The 19,978-nt window shown below is 37.2% G+C and carries 11 protein-coding genes; 9 read left to right on the forward strand and 2 right to left on the reverse strand.

What is annotated here, in order from left to right; genetic code table 11:
- Positions 1–51 precede the first annotated feature (51 nt).
- Positions 52–615, reverse strand: coding sequence for a crossover junction endodeoxyribonuclease RuvC (gene ruvC / locus EMTOL_RS04410; RefSeq protein WP_015028066.1), 564 nt, complete (start codon positions 613–615; stop codon positions 52–54).
- Between the two features lie 2 nt (positions 616–617).
- On the opposite strand from ruvC, the gene EMTOL_RS04415 reads away from it, so the two are divergent.
- The 7 genes from EMTOL_RS04415 to EMTOL_RS04445 all read left to right on the forward strand — a co-directional run bounded on the left by EMTOL_RS04415 (position 618) and on the right by EMTOL_RS04445 (position 14,998).
- Complete coding sequence (locus tag EMTOL_RS04415) at positions 618–1,604, forward strand: lysylphosphatidylglycerol synthase domain-containing protein (RefSeq protein WP_015028067.1); 987 nt, start codon at positions 618–620, stop codon at positions 1,602–1,604.
- A gap of 8 nt (positions 1,605–1,612) precedes the next feature.
- A complete protein-coding gene (locus tag EMTOL_RS04420) occupies positions 1,613–2,785 on the forward strand; it encodes a glycosyltransferase (RefSeq protein ID WP_015028068.1) in 1,173 nt (390 codons plus the stop codon).
- 23 nt (positions 2,786–2,808) lie between these two features.
- On the forward strand, positions 2,809–4,020 hold the full coding sequence (locus tag EMTOL_RS04425; RefSeq protein ID WP_015028069.1) for a dipeptidase: 1,212 nt from the start codon (positions 2,809–2,811) through the stop codon (positions 4,018–4,020).
- 514 nt (positions 4,021–4,534) lie between these two features.
- Positions 4,535–7,759 (forward strand): SusC/RagA family TonB-linked outer membrane protein, encoded by a 3,225-nt coding sequence (locus EMTOL_RS04430; protein ID WP_015028071.1) that lies wholly within the window; start codon positions 4,535–4,537, stop codon positions 7,757–7,759.
- An 88-nt stretch (positions 7,760–7,847) separates the two neighbouring features.
- The gene (locus EMTOL_RS04435; RefSeq protein WP_015028072.1) at positions 7,848–9,581 is read left to right on the forward strand and encodes a RagB/SusD family nutrient uptake outer membrane protein; all 1,734 of its coding nucleotides are present in this window, start codon (positions 7,848–7,850) and stop codon (positions 9,579–9,581) included.
- A 111-nt stretch (positions 9,582–9,692) separates the two neighbouring features.
- Positions 9,693–13,259, forward strand: a complete 3,567-nt coding sequence (locus EMTOL_RS04440) for a VCBS repeat-containing protein (RefSeq protein ID WP_015028073.1) — start codon at positions 9,693–9,695, stop codon at positions 13,257–13,259.
- A 74-nt stretch (positions 13,260–13,333) separates the two neighbouring features.
- Complete coding sequence (locus EMTOL_RS04445) at positions 13,334–14,998, forward strand: TonB-dependent receptor (protein WP_305953175.1); 1,665 nt, start codon at positions 13,334–13,336, stop codon at positions 14,996–14,998.
- A gap of 35 nt (positions 14,999–15,033) precedes the next feature.
- Here EMTOL_RS04445 and EMTOL_RS04450 read toward each other — a convergent pair whose 3' ends face one another.
- A complete protein-coding gene (locus tag EMTOL_RS04450; RefSeq protein ID WP_015028075.1) occupies positions 15,034–15,762 on the reverse strand; it encodes an NUDIX hydrolase in 729 nt (242 codons plus the stop codon).
- 278 nt (positions 15,763–16,040) lie between these two features.
- Here EMTOL_RS04450 and EMTOL_RS04455 point away from each other — a divergent pair, with 278 nt between their 5' ends.
- Together EMTOL_RS04455 and EMTOL_RS04460 are read left to right on the forward strand one after the other, a co-directional pair.
- The gene (locus EMTOL_RS04455; RefSeq protein WP_305953176.1) at positions 16,041–18,863 is read left to right on the forward strand and encodes a PQQ-dependent sugar dehydrogenase; all 2,823 of its coding nucleotides are present in this window, start codon (positions 16,041–16,043) and stop codon (positions 18,861–18,863) included.
- A 143-nt stretch (positions 18,864–19,006) separates the two neighbouring features.
- On the forward strand, positions 19,007–19,933 hold the full coding sequence (locus tag EMTOL_RS04460; protein WP_015028077.1) for a sugar phosphate isomerase/epimerase family protein: 927 nt from the start codon (positions 19,007–19,009) through the stop codon (positions 19,931–19,933).
- Positions 19,934–19,978 lie beyond the last annotated feature (45 nt).

The following is a 19,978-nucleotide window of genomic DNA, read 5'->3' on the forward strand; positions in this document are numbered from 1 at the left end:
GGAAACTAACTGATTGCGAACTATGGCACACTTTGAACTGTGCCATAGTTCTTAATTCTTCAATCTATCAGGGTTTTCACTCACGAAAGCATCCCAACCTTTTTTCTTCGAACTATTGCCAGTGAGAGCCTTAGTTTTTCCGTGCATATAGTGGCAAACTGCCACCCCAAGAGCATCAGTAGCATCGAGGTATTGAGATTCTAATTTTACCTTTAATAAATGTTCGAGCATATAGGCTACTTGTTCTTTGGTTGCATTCCCATTGCCCGTAACCGATTGTTTTACTTTTTTAGGTAAATATTCTACGATAGGCACATCTCGCTGTAAAGCAGCAGCAATAGCCACACCCTGTGCCCTTCCAAGCTTCAGCATTGACTGCACGTTTACGCCATAAAAAGGAGCTTCGATAGCCATTTCATCGGGTAAGTATTCAGTAATCAGCTGTGTAATTCGTTCAAATATTTTCTTCAATTTCAGCTCATGTGAGTTATATTTGTCGAGTTTAATAACCCCATACTGAATTAACGTCAAGGCGTTACCATTCACAGATATGATTCCATATCCCATTACACGCGTACCGGGGTCAACTCCTAAAATGATTTTTTCTTGATTCATACATGCAAATTAACTCAAAATTCCCATATTTCAGTTCATCTAAAAACGTATGGTGGATAAAAACTGTTCTTTTGCTCATCCTCCTATTTTTACTTTATAAATTACTCAACGAAAAAATTAAACACTTCGAAGAAATCAAACAGAGTTTTGATGTTTTCAAGTCAACTCAAAATCAGTTTTTAATAGTTTTGGTTATAGCTATAACTCCCATTAACTGGGCATTTGAGGCACTCAAATGGCAAAAATTAGTCAGTAAAGTAGAAAGAATTTCTTTTTTTGAAGCTTATCGTGGGGTTTTAATTGGACTAACTTTTGCCACCGCAACCCCCATGATGATTGGCGATTATGCAGGCAAAATCTTAATGCTCAAAAGCAATAAACGCTTAGAAAGTATTGGAGCGGTGCTATTGGGTAATAGTTTACAACTTTACACTTCGCTTCTATTCGGCACAATCAGTTATTCATTATTTATTTTTTGGAGTAAGCCTTCATTTTTAATCTTCCATATCATCATAGTTTCACTCTTTTTGGTTAGTCTTACACTTGGTTTTATACTTGCACGAAACTTGCCCAATCTTAATCAGTTTCTATCTAAAAACAAGTGGTTAAGCCAATTAAAACCATACATTGGTATTTTGGAGAATTATTCAATTGCTGAAACCAAAGTTTTGCTTTTGATTGCCATTGGAAGATACCTTATATTTTCTACCCAATTCTACTTAATGTTTCATATTTTTCAAGTTGATTTATCTGCGAGCGTTTTGTGGGTGGGTATTGGCTTAATTTTTTTGGGGAAAACGGTGGCTTCGGTACTCAATTTCTTGGGTGATTTAAGTATTCGCGAGCTTACGTCTATTTATTACTTTAGTTATTTTGGGGCAAATTTGGCCGCAGTGTCATCAGCTACCTTTACTATATGGTTGGTCAATGTATTATTACCCATTATTTTTGGTATTTTCTTCATCATCAAAATTCGACTGATTCCTTAAAACAAACTATGCTTTCATCCATACTCATTATTATAAGTTTGCTTTATTGCCTCATGACCCTAACGCTGGTAGTGATTTGGGCGAAAAATAAAGCATTTAAACTTAAAACAGAAAATTCAGATTTTGAAGCAAAAGCTATTCAAGTCTCGGTGATTATACCTGTTAGAAATGAAGCCGAGAATATTGGTTATTTATTGCAAGATTTAGAGAAGCAAGTTTTGGCAAAGAATTTATTTGAAGTAATCATTGCAGATGATGATTCAAGCGATGAAACCCTCAATATTGTGCGAGACTTTCAAGCCCAAAGTTCGCTCAACTTAATCATTAATCAACTTCCACCTAAAACCAATAATACTTCTCCTAAAAAAAGAGCCATTGATTCTTCCATACAATTGGCCAAAGGAGAATTGATTACCACAACGGATGGTGATTGTAGAGTCGGAGAAAAATGGCTATCAACTATTTTAACATTTCAAGCAAAAACCGATGCCCACTTAGTGAGCAGTGCCGTCACGTTTTTACCTTCGAACCAATCTCAGCAATCTTTTATCCAATCATTTTTTACAGATATTCAAATCATTGAATTTGCCAGTTTGGTTGGTTCGGGAGCTTGTGCCATGCTTGCCCATAGACCCAACATGTGCAACGGAGCAAACCTTACTTATCGAAAAAGTATTTTTCATGAAGTAGATGGTTTTAAAGGCAATGAAAACTTGGCTTCGGGTGATGATGAATTTTTAATGCATAAAATTGCCAATAGATACCCAGACAAAGTTTTGTTTCTGAAAAGCCAAGAAACCATTGTAGAAACGCAAGCTCATTTAAGTCTAAAATCATTTTATAACCAACGTAAACGCTGGGCCAGCAAATGGCGACATTATAATAATTGGCAAACCACGGCTCTGGCTGTTTTTGTGTTTGCTGCTAATTTAGGTTTACCTCTCTCTTTGGTTGGTTGGTTATCTAATGCCATTACAGGTCCTGTTTTTTTACTTATAATTACTCTCAAACTTTTGATTGAATTTATTTTTTTAGCACTGATGCTGGGCTTTTTACGAAAAAAAGCACTAATTTGGTTAATCCCAATCGTACAAATCATTTATCCATTTTATGTTGTCTTCTTTGGACTAATTGCCCAAAAACAAAGCGACTATATATGGAAAGGCCGTCAACTCAAATAATCATTCATCAAACACCCTAAACTATGAAGTATCTCCTACCTCTACTCATTTTATCAATTACTACATTTGCCCAAGATAAAGCAGAAAAACGCTTACTCCGTAAAGCAGATAAAATTCATGCTCGGGCTTACACGGTCGATACACATGCCGATGCTCCTATTAATATGTTGGAGATGGAAGGTTTTGATGTTGGTCAAAAACATAATTATGCAGAAGATGGCACTCAAATAGATTTTCCTCGTATGAAAGAAGGCGGCATGGATGCCATGTTTTTTGCTGTTTATTTAGGGCAAGGCAAGCGAACTCCCGAAGCAAATGTCGAAGCAAAAGAAAAAGCCTTAAAGATATTTACAAAAATTCATGAGGCGGTAAAAAATAATGCCGATAAAGTGAGTTTAGTAACTACAGCCAAAGAAGGTTTTGCCGCCCATAAACAGGGAAAACTCGGAGTATTCATCGGCATGGAAAATGGCTGGCCTGTGGGCACAGATTTGAATAACCTCAAGATATATTATGATTTAGGTTTAAGATATATCACTTTGGCTCATTCGTTCAATAATGATTTAAGCGATTCTTCGGGCGACCCTAATGGTGCCGAACATGGCGGACTCAGTAAATTAGGAGAAGCTTGTGTAGCAGAAATGAACCGTTTGGGTATCATGGTGGATGTTTCTCACCTTTCTGATTCAGCTTTTTATGATGTCATGCGTGTAAGCAAAGTGCCAGTAATTGCTTCACACTCTTCGTGCCGAGCTTTGTGCGATGTCAAACGCAACATGACTGATGATATGATTAAACTCTTAGCCTCAAAAGGCGGAGTAATTCATATCAATTTTGTAGCAGATTTCTTAAAGAAACCTTCGGCCGAAGTAGCAGTCTCAATCAAAACAATTAGAATGCAAGTGCAAAAAGCAGATGCTACGCCTGAAGACAAAAAACGCCTCAATGCCGAACTCCGTCAGGTAAAGTATAAGTATCCAGAAGATATGCCGACTGTAAAAGATGTAGTTAACCATATCGACCATGTAGTAAAACTCGTAGGAGTTGACCACGTAGGCATAGGCATGGATATGGATGGAGGAAGCGATGTGATTGGCATAGAAGATGTGAGTAAAATAAAAAACGTAACAATCGAGCTTCTTCGAAGAGGCTATTCGGTTAAAGATATTAGAAAAATTTGGGGAGAAAATACGATGCGAGTATTAGCTGAATCCGAAAAATTCGCCAAGAAATAGTGCTATTTTACCTAAAAATCATTAAAATCTCACACAACTTCACTTCTTAGGTACTTTTTCAAATATTTTGACTTAAAGTAATACTATTTTATCTCCACTCAATAAAACTTGTCTATACATTCAAGAAAACGCCAAAGTTTTGTATATTTGCAAATCATATAACTATTTCGATAATTTATGTAATTAATTTTTTTCTGAATTAGATAAAAAATTAGAAATAGAAATATTTTGTAGTTTTCTATAAAATATTTAATATTGCATCAAATTGATACAATACGTAAAAATGGCTCTTAAATGATACCTATTAAGTTTATGAAGTCATTAACATCTTCATCAAAAGAATATAAAATTTTAAAGAAAAATTTGGAACAAGACAATAGACTCACTATAATTGTATCAAATACACTTAATGTGGATTTTTTTAGAGAAGTTTGACCTAATCAGAGATATATAATATATATAAGAGGAAAGACCTTAATCAATTTTTTTTCTAATTTTTAACTTAATCAAAACTATGAAACAAAACTACTTTGTTCCTATCAAAGGAGCTCTGTTTTGCGGGTTGCTATGGCTCATGTCCGTAGTTGCATTTGCTCAAAAATCCGTAAGTGGTAAAGTAAGTGATGCTAAGGGTGATGGTGTGCCAGGGGCAAGTATCACCGTAAAGGGCACAACAACGGGTACAATCAGTGATGCAACTGGTAACTTCAAAATCAATGTTCCAAATTCTGGGGGAACTTTAGTTTTCAGCTCAATTGGTTACAAAACTCAAGAAGTTAAATTAACTGGACAAGCATCAGTTAATGTAACATTAGAAGATGATGCTGCTGCTCTTGATGAAGTTGTTGTAACAGGTTACTCAATCGACAAAAGACGTGAGTCAACTGGTGCGATTTCAACTGTAAAATCTAAAGATTTAACAGCTGTACCATCAGGTAACGTTGAACAACAATTACAAGGTAGAGTATCTGGTCTTACAGTAGTAACGAACGGTCAACCTGGTACTGCCAGCCAAATCCGTGTTCGTGGTTTTGGTGCTTTCGGTGGTAACGAACCACTTTATGTTGTTGATGGTATGCCAGTATCTTCAACTGACTTCTTAAGCCCAGACGACATCGAGTCAACTACTGTATTGAAAGATGCTTCTACTGCTTCTATCTACGGTGCTCGTGCTGCGAATGGTGTGATTGTTTACACTACAAAGAAAGGTACAAAAGGTGCAAAGAAATTAAATGTTACTTATGATGGTAACTTTGGTATTACTGACCCAGGTAAAGGTCAAGCGATGATGAATCCAACTGATTTCGCTACTTGGACTTGGAATGCAAAAAGAAATTCAGGTGAGGCTTTCGGTCACCCACAATTCGGTTCAGGAGCAACTCCAGTTATTCCTGACTACCTAAGTGTAGGTGGAACTCCTGGTGTTATCGGATCAGTTGATTTAGCTGCTCAAAAATTGAAATACAACGTTGATCCAGCTGCTGGTGCAATTTACCAAGTTATTAAGGCTAATAAAGCTGGTACTGACTGGTATGGTGCTATCACTCGTCAAGCTCCATTACAAAGACACTCATTAGGCTTCAGTGGTGGTGGCGAAAACAGCCGTTTCTATGTAGGTTTCTCTCTACAAGATCAAAAAGGTATCTTGATTAGCAACGGAATGAAGCGTTATGCTTTCCGTATCAACTCTGAATTTAACGTATTGAAAAACTTACGTATCGGAGAAAACATCCAGATGACTTACTTACAAATCTTAGGTCAAACTGGTGCTGCAGGTGGTAATGGTATCGCTGCTGACGAAAACGACATCCTTCAAGCGTTCCGTATGCCATCAATCATTCCTATCTATGATGAATTCGGTGGATACGCTGGTACAGCTGCAAAAGGTTTCAACAACCCACGTAACCCAGTAGCTAACCAAAATGGTATTAAAAGAAATCGCAATTTTAATGGTTTAGCCAATGGTAACGTATATGTTGAATACGATCCAATTCCAGGTTTAACGCTACGTTCTTCAATTGCTGGTAACTACCGCAATAACTACGGATGGGGATATACTCGTTGGCAATATGAAAACTCAGAGAATAACTCGGCATTTGGTTATAACGAATTCAGTGGATATTCTTTTGGTTGGACATTTACAAACACGGCAAGCTACAAAAAAGCATTTGGCAAGCATAACATCGAGGTGTTAGCGGGTCAAGAAGCTTTAAACACTGGTGCTGGTAGAAACATGAATGCGAATGGTCTAAACCCATTCTCACAAGATGGTGACTATGTAACATTAACTACATTAGCCAACAGAAACCCACCCGCAAGTAACTTGTTTAAAGGAGTAAACTTCTACTCTTTATTTGGTAGAGCAATCTATACCTTAAACGACAAATATATCGTAACTGGTGTTATTCGTCGTGACGGTTCTTCAAGATTCGGTGTTAATAGCCGTTATGGTATCTTCCCAGCGGTATCTGCTGCATGGCGTGTATCATCTGAGTCTTTCATGAAAAACCTTCCATGGGTACAAGACTTGAAAGTACGTGGTGGTTATGGTACAATGGGTAACTCAAACAACGTTGACCCTAACAACCAATACAGTCTATATGCTGCAAACGTAGGTAACTCAGGATATGACATCAACGGTTCAAACTCAAGCATCGTAGATGGTTACTATCGTACACGTATCGGTAACCCAGATGCAAGATGGGAAACATCAGTTACTAAAAACATCGGTATCGATGGTTCATTCTTGAAAGGTAAATTAGACGTTATTTTTGACTTGTGGCAAAAAGATACAAAAGACTTATTGTACCAATTGCCAATTACAGCAACTGCTGGTTTCCAAGCTGCTGCTCCTTCAGTAAACGTTGGTCAGATGGTTAACAAAGGTATTGATATCCAAATCATCAACCGTGGTAAAATCACTTCTGACTTAGGTTATGATATCAACGTAACTGGTAGTTTCTTGAAAAATGAAATTACTAAGATTGCTGATGGTCAAACTTACTTAACAAACGTTAACCCTGGTTTCCGTGGTTTGACTCCAATTCGTAACCAATTGGGCTATGGCTTATCTTCATTCTATGGTTTCCAAGTATTAGGCTTGTTCCAATCTAAAGCTGAAGTTGATGCAGCTCCAGCTCAAGATGGTAAAGGTGTTGGCCGTTTCCGTTATGCTGACATCAATAACGATGGTAAAATCGATGCTAACGACCGTACTTATTTAGGAAGTCCAATCCCTAAATTCACTGGTGGTGTAAACTTCACATTGACATACAAAGGATTTGACTTATCTGCTTATTTGTACACATCAATTGGAAACAAAATCTTCAACGCATCTAAATGGTTTACAGATTTCTATCCTTCATTCTCAGGAGCTGCTATCTCTGAGCGTGTGAAAGAATCTTGGACTCCACAAAACACTGGTGCAAAAATTCCGATTTTCGAAACAGCATCTAACTTTAGTACAAATACTCAAGCTAACTCATTCTACGTAGAAAATGGTTCATACTTGAGATTACAAAACGTTGCGATTGGTTATAACTTCTCTAAAGCGTTATTGGATAAATTGAAATTGAGCAGAGTTCGTGTATTTGCTGCAACAAACAACTTGTTTACTATCACTAAATACGAAGGTTTAGATCCTCAAGTTGGTGGTAACGCAGATACTAACTTTGGTATCGACGTAGGTAACTACCCAATGACAAGAAGCTTTACTGCCGGTATTAACTTAGGATTCTAATTTAAACCAATTGGGAGGTCAAACTCAATAGTTTGACCTCCTTGAAAAGTAAGTTTTAACAAATTCAATTAAAAATGTCATTATCAAAATGAGAAAATATATTTTCAATAAATTAACTTTAGCAGCAGCTTGTCTTACATTGATTGGCTACTCATGTAAGGAAGATTTCCTTACAGTACTTCCGACTGGTGCGATTGCTAAAACCCAGTTGACAACTAAAAAAGGTTTAGAGGGTGCGTTAATTGCAGCTTACGGCCAAATGAGTGGATACGGTACTCGTATGGTGAACCCACAAAACTGGGTTTGGGGTAGTATCCGCGGTGGTGATGCAAACAAAGGAACTGACCCAGGTGACTTCTCTGACATCAACCCGATTCAAACGTTCCAGTATCTTTCTACACAAGGTGTAATCAACGATAACTATCGTGGTCTTTACGAAGGTGTAGCTCGTGCAAACAACGTATTGGGTTTATTGAAAGATGCTCAAGCTGACGTAAGTGCTGAAGACAAAACACGTATTTCAGCAGAAGCAAAATTCTTGAGAGCTCACTTCTACTTCCAATTGAAGAGAAACTTCAACAATACGCCTTATGTTGATGAAACTGTTGACGTAGGTAGTGGTATTGAGAAAATCAAAAATGATGTTGATTTGTGGCCAAAAATCGAAGCTGATTTCAAAGCAGCTTACGATAACCTTCCTGCAACACAAGGACAGGCTGGTCGTGCTAACAAATGGGCAGCTGCTTCTTACTTAGCAAAAACTTATATGTATCAAAAGAAATTTCCTGAAGCAAAATCTTTGTTTGATGCAATCATTGCTAATGGTGTAACTGCTAATGGTAAGAAATATGCTTTAGTTGCTAACTTTGGAGACTTATTCAAAGCAACTAACGATAATAGTTCTGAGTCAGTATTCGCATTACAAGCTGCTGCAAACACTGGTAGTGTAAACAACGCTAACGCTGATGGTGACTTGAACTGGCCTTATAACACAGGTCCTAACGGTCCTGGTAACTGCTGCGGTTTCTTCCAACCAAGCTTTGAGTTAGGTAACTCATACCGTACAAAAGATGGTTTACCATTATTAGACGGTTCATATAACGATGCTGCCAATGCATTGAAAACTGATATGGGTATTCAATCAAGCACAGCATTTACTCCAGATGCAGGTGAACTTGACCCTCGTCTTGACCACACTATCGGTCGTCGTGGTATCATGTTCTTAGACTGGCAAAAACACCCAGGATTTGACTGGATCCGTAACCAAGCTAACGGTGGACCATACTCTCCAAAGAAATATTCTTACTACAAATCTGACAAAGGTTCGTTGCAAGATAATAGCTCTTGGACTCCTGGTTACACAGCGTTAAACTATTATATCATTCGTTTCTCGGATGTATTATTGATGGCAGCTGAAGCTGAAATCGAAGTAGGTAGCTTAACAAAAGCACAAGAATACGTAAACATGGTTCGTAACCGTGCTTCAAACCCTTCGAGTTTCGTAACTCAAGATGGTGGCCCTGCTGCTAAATATGTAATCAAGCCTTACTCAGGAACTTGGACTGACAAAGCTGCTGCTCGTACTGCGGTTCGTTTCGAACGTAAATTGGAGTTAGCTATGGAAGGACACCGTTTCTACGACTTAGTACGTTGGGGTGAAGATGTTACCGCAATCAATGCTTACTTGAAGTACGAAAACAGATTCTTGCCAAATACATTGCCAAGCTCTGGATACCAAGCTAAGCACGCTTTATTGCCACTTCCACAAGCTCAAATCGACTTAGTTGGTTCTGACATTTTGAAGCAAAACCCTGGATATTAATTTTAAACAAACGTTTAAAATCAAATATTAAAATTAAGAAAACGTCATGCGAGAATACTTCTTGCATGACGTTTTTAGTTATCTTTGTTTCTAAAAGCCTCTTACATTCCCATGCAAAAATTTCCTTTTTATATTGTCATTATATTTAGCCTTTTTATCTTTTCATGTAAAGAAAAAACAGTATTTACTGAACTCAAATCAGGCGATACTGGCATTACTTTCTCTAACCGTATTGCTGAAAATGATACCCTCAATATCCTGACATTTGAGTATGTTTATAACGGTGGTGGAGTAGCCATGGGAGATTTTAATAATGATAATCTAACCGATATTTACTTCACTGGAAATACAACACCCAATAAACTATACTTAAATCGAACCCAAAAAGGGGAGAAACTAAAGTTTGAGGAAGTAACTGAGAAAGCAGGGGTAAATGGCCATAATAGGTGGTCATCAGGCGTAGCTTTAGTCGATATAAATAATGATAATTTATTAGACATCTATGTGTGTGCTACTGCTCGTAAAGCGGTTGGACAACGCACAAACTTGCTCTATGTAAACCAAGGAATTGGGAAAGATGGAATACCTACTTTCAAAGATTTAGCCCAAGAATACGGCATCGCCGATACTACTCACACAACAAATGCAGCATTTTTTGACTATGATAACGATGGAGACCTTGATTTATATTTAGTAGTAAACGAAATGGATGATACCCGTTTCCCGAATAAATATCAAGAAAAAGGAGAAATCACGAGTTCAAAACGCTCTGATAGGCTTTATAGAAACGACTTTGATAAAACTAAAAATCATGCCGTATTTACAGATGTATCTAAGGCAGCTGGCATTTTTGATGATGCTTATGGTTTAGGTATTAATATTACTGATATTAACCAAGACGGCTGGAAAGACATCTACATAACAAACGATTTTCTAACAAATGATTTGCTATACGTAAATAACCACGATGGTACATTTACTGAAAGAGCAAAAGAATACTTTAAACATACATCGTATTCAGCAATGGGTAATGATGTATCAGATATAAACAATGATGGTTTGGTTGATATAATTGCTGTTGATATGATGCCTGAAAGTAATTATCGTAAAAAGATGATGACTCCGGCTAATAGTTACGTAACTTATCAAAACAACGACCGCTTCGGTTATTTATATCAATTTCCACGCAATACCTTACAGCTCAATCAAGGTAAAAACCCAAGTACAGGTCACCCCATTTTTAGTGAAATTAGCTTTGTGGCTGGGGTTGCTCAAACTGACTGGAGTTGGACTCCAATGGTAACCGATTTTGATAATGATGGCTACCGAGATATAATTATTACCAATGGTTTTCCGAGAGATATAACTGATCAAGATTTCCTAGCTTATCGCAATGAAGTGAATGCTCTCATGGAAAAATCAATGTTATTAGAGTATGTACCTAAGGTAAAACTTAAAAACTACGCTTATAAGAATAAAGGGAAAGATGGTGCTTTCCAGTTCGATGATGTAACTGATAAATGGGGTATTACAGAGCCTACATCAGCCAATGGTGCTGCTTATGCCGATTTAGACAATGATGGTGACCTTGACTATGTAGTAAATAATATTAACGACTCAGCCTCGGTTTATTTGAATAATTCGATTCAGCTTAAGCCTCAAGAAAGTAATTATTTAAGAGTTAAATTTATAGGTAATAAAAAAAATGTAGCTGGTATCGGTGCAACAGTTGAAATAAAGTATGGAAATGGCGAAAAACAATTATACGAACATTCTCTCTATCGTGGATATTTATCAACCGTTGAACCCATTGCCCATTTTGGACTAGGAAAACATACAAAAGTTGCCCAATTAAAAGTAATTTGGGGAAATGGATATATTCAAACGCTTAATAATATCAATACTAATCAAGTCATTACACTTGAAGAAAAAAATGCAACTCCTCCACTTCCCGAAGTACAATTAGCTAAGGCAAACTTACTTTTCACAGATATTACAGACCAATTAAAAATTAATTATAAACACGAAGAGGAAGACTACATTGACTTCAATGTTCAGAAGTTAATTCCACATAAATTATCTCAATTCGGACCTTCACTTGCAGTTGGCGATGTAAATGGTGATGGAACTGAAGACGTATTTATTTCTGGTTCGTCTCACCACAAAGGTAGATTCTTATTACAGGATAAATCTGGAAGTTTTATTGTCAAAGACCTACTTGATGGCCTTGGAGATGCCGAAAAAACGGCTGAAGATATGGGTACACTTTTATTCGATGCCGATGGAGATAATGACTTAGACCTTTACATTGTAAGTGGAAGTTCGGAATTTCCTGCCAATGCCCCCGAACTCCAAGACCGCTTTTACAGAAATGATGGCAAAGGAAATTTCAAACTTGATGTGAATGCACTACCTAAATTTCTCAAGAGTGGTTCTTGCGTAAAAGCAGCTGACTACGACCATGATGGAGATTTAGACCTTTTCGTAGGCGGACGAGTTGAACCTTCGGCCTATCCAAAACCTGTATCAAGTTATATACTAAGAAATGATAAAGGAAATTTTAGTGAGGTAACGGATAAAGTTGCTCCGCAGCTAAAAAATATTGGTTTAATTTGCGATGTTACGTGGTCAGACTTTGATAATGACGGCTGGCAAGACTTAGTAATGGCAGGAGAATTTATGCCGATTACTTTCTTGAAAAATAATAAAGGTGTCTTCGGCTTCGCTCAAACGGCTAATACATCACTTGCTGATAAAATTGGTTGGTGGAATAGTATTACGTCTGGAGATTTTGACAATGACGGTGACATTGACTACATCGTTGGTAATATGGGAGTTAATACGCTCATGCATGCGTCGGCTGAGCACCCTTTTAGAATTTATGCCAATGATTTCAATAATGATGGTTTTTATGACGCTATTCCAACCGTATATTTCAAAGACTTAGAAGGCAAGCCACAGGAATTTCCATATAATACACGTGATGATTTAGCGAAGCAGTTTATCCAAACACGTCAACGTTTCCAAAACTATGCTAAGTTTTCACAAGCAACAATTAAAGAAATATTAAAACCAGAAGAACTACAAAAAGCCCTTGTTCTAAGTGCAAATTGGCTAAAAAGCAGTTATATTGAAAATAAAGGTGCTGGTAAATTTGAAATGAAAGAATTACCTCTTCAAGCTCAATTTGCACCTGTTTTTGGCATGACTACCCAAGATTTCGACCAAGACGGTAATCTTGATGTACTCTTGGCAGGAAATGATTATGGTATTGAACTAGGTACTGGCCGTAACGATGCCTTGAATGGATTGCTCTTAAAAGGAGATGGAAAAGGGAATTTCACCCCCATTTCAATCGAAAAAAGTGGCTATTGTGTAACAGGTGATGCTAAAGCCTTGGTAAAAGTGATGAGTCCAGCAGGACAACTTCGTACAATTACTTCACAAAATAAAAATTCACTTAAAGTATTCGACTATCATTTTCCAGTAAAAACAATTCCACTGCAGGCTAACGAAACTACTGCGTTGATTAAGCTTAAAAATGGACAAATACGTAGAGAAGAAATTGGTTTTGGCTCTTCGTTTTTATCTCAATCTGCTCACAATCTTATAATTAGTTCAGATATAAAAAGCGTTGAATTAATCAATACGAAAGGGAATAAGAGGATAATTAAATGATTGAATTGAAAAGTGATGCAACCTTCGTGTATCACTTTTCATTATCTTTTCAACCTCTTAAACTTCCACTTACTATGAAAACTATCATCAAATTTTTCGTTTTATTGCTCTTACCAACCTTACTTTTTTCTCAAAATGCAAGTTGGCAAGTCAGTGGAAAAATAATAGATAAAAGCAAGAAGGCTGTTCCATTTGCCAATGTATATATCAACAATACGACCATTGGCACTGTTACTGACCAAAATGGTAGTTTTTCATTGAGAATTCCTGCAAGATTTCAAAAAATCGACCTTGTTGTTTCATTTGTAGGTTACGAAACCTTAAAGAAAACCCTTTTACAATCAGAGAAAAAACTTCAAAATTTAGTTTTTACATTACAAAATGGCATTGAATTAAAAGAAGTACAGGTAGTAGCCAAACACGACAACGAGTGGCGAAGAAAATGGAAAATTTTTAATCGTGGACTTTTGGGTGAATCCGAATTCTTTAAAGATTGTAAAATCTTAAATCCAGAAGTAATTGTTTTAACTTACGATAAAAAGAAAAATGTGGTTGCCACCGCTCGTGAGCCTCTAATTATTCAGAACGATGCTTTTGGTCTAAAAATTAGATTTCAAATGGATAAGTTTGAATCGGATGGTGAAAAAACTTATTTCTCAGGACTTAAATATTTTGAGAAAATGACGCCTGCTTCGCCACAAGAACAAAAGCTTTGGGAAAGGCATAAAAAGAAATCTTACCGAGATTCATTCCGAAATTTCCTGGTGGCTTTAAAAGACAATAAAGTACAAGAAAATGGATTTGCCATTTTTAAGGTACGATTGCCCAAAACGATGTATTTTGGCAGAACAACTGTTGAACAAGAAGTGCGTGACGGAACAATACTGCCTTGCGAAGCAAAAGATATTTGTATGTTCGACCGTCAAACCGAAGAGTTTGTGATTTATTCAGATTATCCATTGATGGTATTTGTAACTAACCGTTTCAACCCAATAAAACTTTTCACCGATTACCCTTATTATTATTCGATTGTGAATTTAATAAATTTTCACGCAACTTTTGGCGAAAATGGTTGGCTTTCCAAACCCAACGGCATTCTGATTCAGGGATATTGGGGGCATGAAGGCTTTGCAAATATGTTGCCTGATGATTATTTTTCCGAAGATTTTCAGAAACGAGATAGCACACTTGCTCAAAATGATATCCGAGCTATTGCATCGACTACGCTCGAAACACAACCTGAAATACAACCTGTGGACTTACCAAGTCCTCATCTTATTGCTTCAAAAGGTTTTAAAACGGACTCAATAGCAACCAAGGAAATCTCGGTACAGGGAGTAATTTATGACTCAAATCCTACTGCCGAACTAAGCGAAGAACGAACGATTCCACAGTTAGTATCAAATGATATTAATGTAAAAATTAGTGAAAGTGATTATAACCTAACCATATTTGATTTACTACGACGAATTCCAGGCTTAATGGTTATCAATGAACAAGGGCAATATAGGATTCATTTCAGAAGTACAAACACCAATTTAGGTGGCGGCGGTGGCTCTATCACGCCCGCTCTTTTACTCGACGGCAACTTTATTGATGATGAATCAACTGTAATGAATCTGTTAAATAACTTCAGTGTACGTGATATCAAATCTTTAGGAGCAATTAAATATGGTAATAGTGCTGCTTTCGGGGCAAGGGGTGGAAATGGTACAATAGTAATTATTACCAACAAATAGTTTACAAACTGAAAGGGTGCAAATCCCCTTTCAGTTTACTGACCTACAAATCTATAAACATAGGGTGCTTTATTAGCTGCACCTGTCATTTTCTTTTCTATGCGTTCTAAAATTCCCAAGCTTAAAATCTTTCTTTGAAAATTCGAACGAACTAATTTTTCACCTAATATAGTTTCATATAATCGCTGAATTTCATTTATTGTAAACGTTTCAGGCAATAAATTAAAACCTACTAACTTTGTATCTAGGTCCGAACGCAGCGTTTCGAGGGCTTTCTGTAAAATTTGATTATGGTCAAATACCAATGATGGCACTTTATCGAGGTCGTACCATTCACAAGAATCTGATAAATCATCAGGGGCGGGATTTGCTTTAGAGAAATCAATCAAAGCGTAATAGCCTATCGAAATAAACCTATCCAGCAGAAAATGATTAGGTTTTAAAATAATTCCATTACCCTCCATAATTTTTTGGTGTGTCTGGTCGTACCTTCTATCCTTGCTTCCAAAAACATAGAACTGCTCTAAATAAATATCTCTCAAACCCGTACGTTCCTCTAAAACTCTCAATGCAGCATCGGATAAATCTTCTTCAATACTAATAAATCCTCCCGGTAATGCGTAAAAGTCAGTATTCTTAAATTTTAAAAGTAGAATTTTTAATTGATTATTAGAAAACCCAAATATCACGCAATCAATCGAAACACTGGGCAAGAGTCGTGGTTTACTTTCCAAATATTCTTTTCGGTTAATATTTTTTGTCATTAGAGTTCAGGTTTGTACAAAAATAAAGAAATATTTGTAATATTCAAAGAAAGACCATAATATTGTATCTACTTGATACAATAATTAAAAAGCAAAGGATTACAAGCTAATGAATAGTAAAGTCCTAAAAATCCTAAAAAAAAGCCTATTTGTCGAGAACTTTAGAGGATGTGCCGATTTATCAAGTTTCAGTCGATAAGTATTTGCATTTTTGTTTGTCCAATCATATTTATCTGTCTCCAATATACATGAATCTAAGTTTACCTTATTCCAAGAAAATGAAACAAATCAAAAAAGCACTACCCTGCTTGTTTGCTGCAATTACTACCTTTAGCAGCATCAATCTAATGGCTCAAAACGCACCTGACGAGAATCGCTTTACTAAAGTAGTATTGGGCGAAAAACTCGATGAACCAATGGAAATGACTTTGCTAAAAGATGGCAGAGTACTTTTTGTTGAGCGTAAAGGAGCATTGAAACAATACAATCCAGAAACTGGTGAAATCAAAACTCTGGCTACAATTCCTGTAAATACCAAATATACGAATGCCAAAGGCGTAAAACGTGAAGCCGAAGAAGGTTTGATGGGCTTAATTCATGACCCAAATTTTGAGCAAAACCACTGGATTTATATGTATTATGCCGATACCGATGTCAATCAACACGTGTTGGCTCGTTGGGAATTACGTGGAGAAGAATTAGTAGCTAGTTCTAAGAAAATCCTTTTAACTGTTCCGACTCAACGTGAAGAATGTTGCCACACTGGTGGAGGTATGGTTTTCGATAAATCTGGTAACCTTTACTTAACAGTTGGAAATAATACTTCAAACAGTGGTACGCCTGGTTATGCAAACCTTGACGAAAGAAAAGGTTGGGAATACTGGGATGACCAACGTGGGGCTGGAAATACAAATAATTTATTGGGTAAAATCCTCAGAATTAAGCCAGAAGCAGATGGTACTTACTCAATTCCCAAAGGAAATCTTTATGAAACAATGCCTAACAATGGGGATGGTTTAGTAAAGAAGGAAATCTATACAATGGGGCACCGCAACCCTTGGAGACCAACGATTGATAGCAAAACTGGTTTCTTATATTGGGGAGAAGTTGGGCCAGATGCCTCAGTTGATAGCGAACAAGGACCACGTGGTTATGATGAGTTTAACCAAGCTCGTAAAGCTGGAAATTTTGGTTGGCCGTACTTCATAGGTGATAACAAAGCGTATGCCGATTGGGATTTTGAAACTGGTAAGCCTCGCCCAGGTTCAAAATTTGACCCTGCAAACCCTGTAAATGATTCTCCGAATAATACTGGTTTAAAAAATCTTCCACCAGCACAAAAAGCATTTATTTGGTATCCTTATGGTATTTCTGAAGAATTCCCATTGGTAGGAAGTTCAGGCCGTAGTGCCACAGGTGGCCCTGTTTTCCGCAAAGCAGATTATCCAAATGCTAAACGCTTATTCCCAGATTATTACGAGGGTAAGTGGTTAATTGTAGAATTTATGCGTGGTTGGATTATGTCGGTAACTATGGATGAAAAAGGCGATTATAAATCAATGGAACGTTTCATGCCAAGTACTGATTTTGGTAGTGCAATTGATATGGATTTTGGTCCAGATGGCGACTTATATGTTTTAGAATATGGTTCGGCTTGGTTTAGAGGTAATGATAATGCACGCCTCGTAAAAGTAGAGTATAATGGTGGAAACCGTATGCCAAAAGTTGTTGCCAAAGCAGATAACCTTACAGGCTCCGCTCCTCTGAAAGTAAATCTTTCATCAAAAGGAACTGTTGACCCTGACGGAGATAAACTCAGCTACTTATGGGAAATTAAAAGTAAAGCAGGCAAAAAAGTATTCAAAACTGAAAATGCAACTGTATTACTAGATAAAGCAGGTATCTATGATGTAACTCTTACTGTGAAAGACGGAAAAGGCGAAGAAAATAGTGAATCATTGGAAATTAAAGTAGGAAATGAGCCTCCAGCAGTGGCTTTCAACATCAAAAAAGGCAATAAAACATTCTATTTCCCTAGTAAACCAATTGAATATGACGTAACGGTTTCTGATAAAGAAGATGGAAACCTTACGAATGGAAAAATCAAGCCAGAACAAGTAGCTGTTTCAATTGATTATATTCCTGTAGGTTATGATAAAATTGAAGCTTCTCAAAATCATCGTGGTGTAGATGCAGTAGCGTTTGCATCAATGGGCGAGCGTTTGATGGCTAAAAGTGACTGTAAATCTTGTCATATCGTAGATGTAAAATCAGTAGGTCCAAGCCTTAAAGATGTTGCAAACAAATATAAAGGCGATAGCAAAGCCGTTGAGTATCTTTCTAAGAAAATTATCAATGGCGGTGGTGGTGTTTGGGGCGACCACGTAATGGCTGCTCACCCGCAAGTTTCAATGGCAGAAGCTAATTTGATGGTTGACTATATCTTGAATATCAACGAACCAAAAACGGCTAAATCAATGCCTACGCAAGGTAGTTATTCAACAAAAATACCTGAAGGACAAAAATCAAACGGAACATATATTTTGCGAGCTGCTTACAAAGATAAAGGTACAAAAATGATGAAATCGTTGGCTACTGAAGATGTAGTGGTATTAAAAAGCCCAACTTTAAATCCTGAATTAGCCGATGTTTCGAAAGGTACGCAGTTAGTAATTACGCCGGGAAGATCATTCTCAATGGTAGGTGATAACTCATATATTGGTTATAAAAACATTGACCTTAATGGCATAAGCGAAATAGAACTTTCGGCACAAGCTCAAACACGTGTAGGTGCAGCGGGTGGTGTAATTGAATTACGTATTGATTCTCCAAATGGCCCATTATTAGCTTCAAGCGAAAAAATTGAGCCTCGTGAAATGCGTATGGGGCCACCACCAGCCACAACTAATAACAATGCAAATGGTGCTGCAGCTCCGGCTCAACAAGCTCCACGCCCTCAAATGACCCCAATTAAGGCAAAACTTTCAGTTCCTGCTAATGCTGGGCAACACGATGTTTACTTTGTTTTCCGCAATGAAAAAGCTAAGGAAAAACAAATCATCGTATCGCTTTCAAATATAGAGTTTAAAGCCGCTGAGTAAATTAAACCCTAAGATAAACAGTACCGAGAATTGGGCCTAAAAACCCAATTCTCATTTTCAAAAACAACCCACTCCTACCCTGCCTGTTCATACATCCTCTTTTAATTCAAAGAATTTAAAACAATCATTACTAACTTAATACAATGCAAAACAGAAGAGAATTTTTGAAAAGCTCAGGAGCTTTAGCTCTTGGCGGATTATTATTGCCAAACTTTGCTGATGCTTTTGGCGAACCACAAAAAGTAAAAAACTTTGGCGTGCAATTATTCACCACAATGTCGGTAATAGATAAAGATGTTACGGGTACACTAAAGCAAATTGCAGGTATTGGTTATAAAGAAATCGAATCAGCTTTTAGCATGAAAGGTGGTTTTTATGGCATGAAATCTAAAGAATTTGCAAAATTAGTTTCAGATTTAGGCATGAGTTGGCAAGCTCATCATGTTAGCGGAGCACCTTTCAATCGCCCAGCTCCACGTCCAGCGGCTGAAGGGGCAGCAGCACCTGCTCGCCCAGCAATGCCACCAATGAAAACTTTATTAAACAACACCCAAGAAATCGTTGATGAAGTAGCAGAAGGTGGAGCAAAGTATTTGGTTTGTGCTAGTATTCCTGTAAAAACAATGGATGAAATTAAACTCTCGCTTGAAATTCTACAGAAAGCAGGAGAAGCGGCTAAAAAAGCAGGCTTAACATTCATTTTCCACAACCATACTGCCGAATTTGAAACTGTGGAAGGCCAACGTCCATTCGATTTAATGGCCTCACAAATCAGCTCCGATTTACTTAAATTTGAACTTGACCTTGCTTGGGCAACCAAAGCAGGAGTAAATATTCCAGAATTATTCAAACAACACCCTGGCCGTTTCCCTCTTTTCCACGTAAAAGATTTGAATAAAGAAACGCAAAAACCAGTAGAGGTTGGTACGGGTTACATCGATTTCAAACCGATTTTTGCCGCTGCTAAAACGGCAGGTGTGAAACACTACTTTGTTGAGCAAGATGGAGCTCCATCTCCAGTTGATAACCTAACAACCAGCTTCAATAATTTGAAAAAAATTGTAGCTTAATTTTAGTACGACATCCCCCTGCCCCCCTTCAAAGCAGGAATTATT

Origin of the sequence: Emticicia oligotrophica DSM 17448 (assembly GCF_000263195.1) — a bacterium.
GTDB classification, from domain to species: domain Bacteria; phylum Bacteroidota; class Bacteroidia; order Cytophagales; family Spirosomataceae; genus Emticicia; species Emticicia oligotrophica.

Bases quoted from the DNA above. Each gene is read 5' to 3' on its own strand.
- ruvC (WP_015028066.1), bottom strand. From the start codon at position 615: ATGAATCAAGAAAAAATCATTTTAGGAGTTGACCCCGGTACGCGTGTA.
- EMTOL_RS04415 (WP_015028067.1), top strand. From the start codon at position 618: ATGCAAATTAACTCAAAATTCCCATATTTCAGTTCATCTAAAAACGTA.
- EMTOL_RS04420 (WP_015028068.1), top strand. From the start codon at position 1,613: ATGCTTTCATCCATACTCATTATTATAAGTTTGCTTTATTGCCTCATG.
- EMTOL_RS04425 (WP_015028069.1), top strand. From the start codon at position 2,809: ATGAAGTATCTCCTACCTCTACTCATTTTATCAATTACTACATTTGCC.
- EMTOL_RS04430 (WP_015028071.1), top strand. From the start codon at position 4,535: ATGAAACAAAACTACTTTGTTCCTATCAAAGGAGCTCTGTTTTGCGGG.
- EMTOL_RS04435 (WP_015028072.1), top strand. From the start codon at position 7,848: ATGAGAAAATATATTTTCAATAAATTAACTTTAGCAGCAGCTTGTCTT.
- EMTOL_RS04440 (WP_015028073.1), top strand. From the start codon at position 9,693: ATGCAAAAATTTCCTTTTTATATTGTCATTATATTTAGCCTTTTTATC.
- EMTOL_RS04445 (WP_305953175.1), top strand. From the start codon at position 13,334: ATGAAAACTATCATCAAATTTTTCGTTTTATTGCTCTTACCAACCTTA.
- EMTOL_RS04450 (WP_015028075.1), bottom strand. From the start codon at position 15,762: ATGACAAAAAATATTAACCGAAAAGAATATTTGGAAAGTAAACCACGA.
- EMTOL_RS04455 (WP_305953176.1), top strand. From the start codon at position 16,041: ATGAAACAAATCAAAAAAGCACTACCCTGCTTGTTTGCTGCAATTACT.
- EMTOL_RS04460 (WP_015028077.1), top strand. From the start codon at position 19,007: ATGCAAAACAGAAGAGAATTTTTGAAAAGCTCAGGAGCTTTAGCTCTT.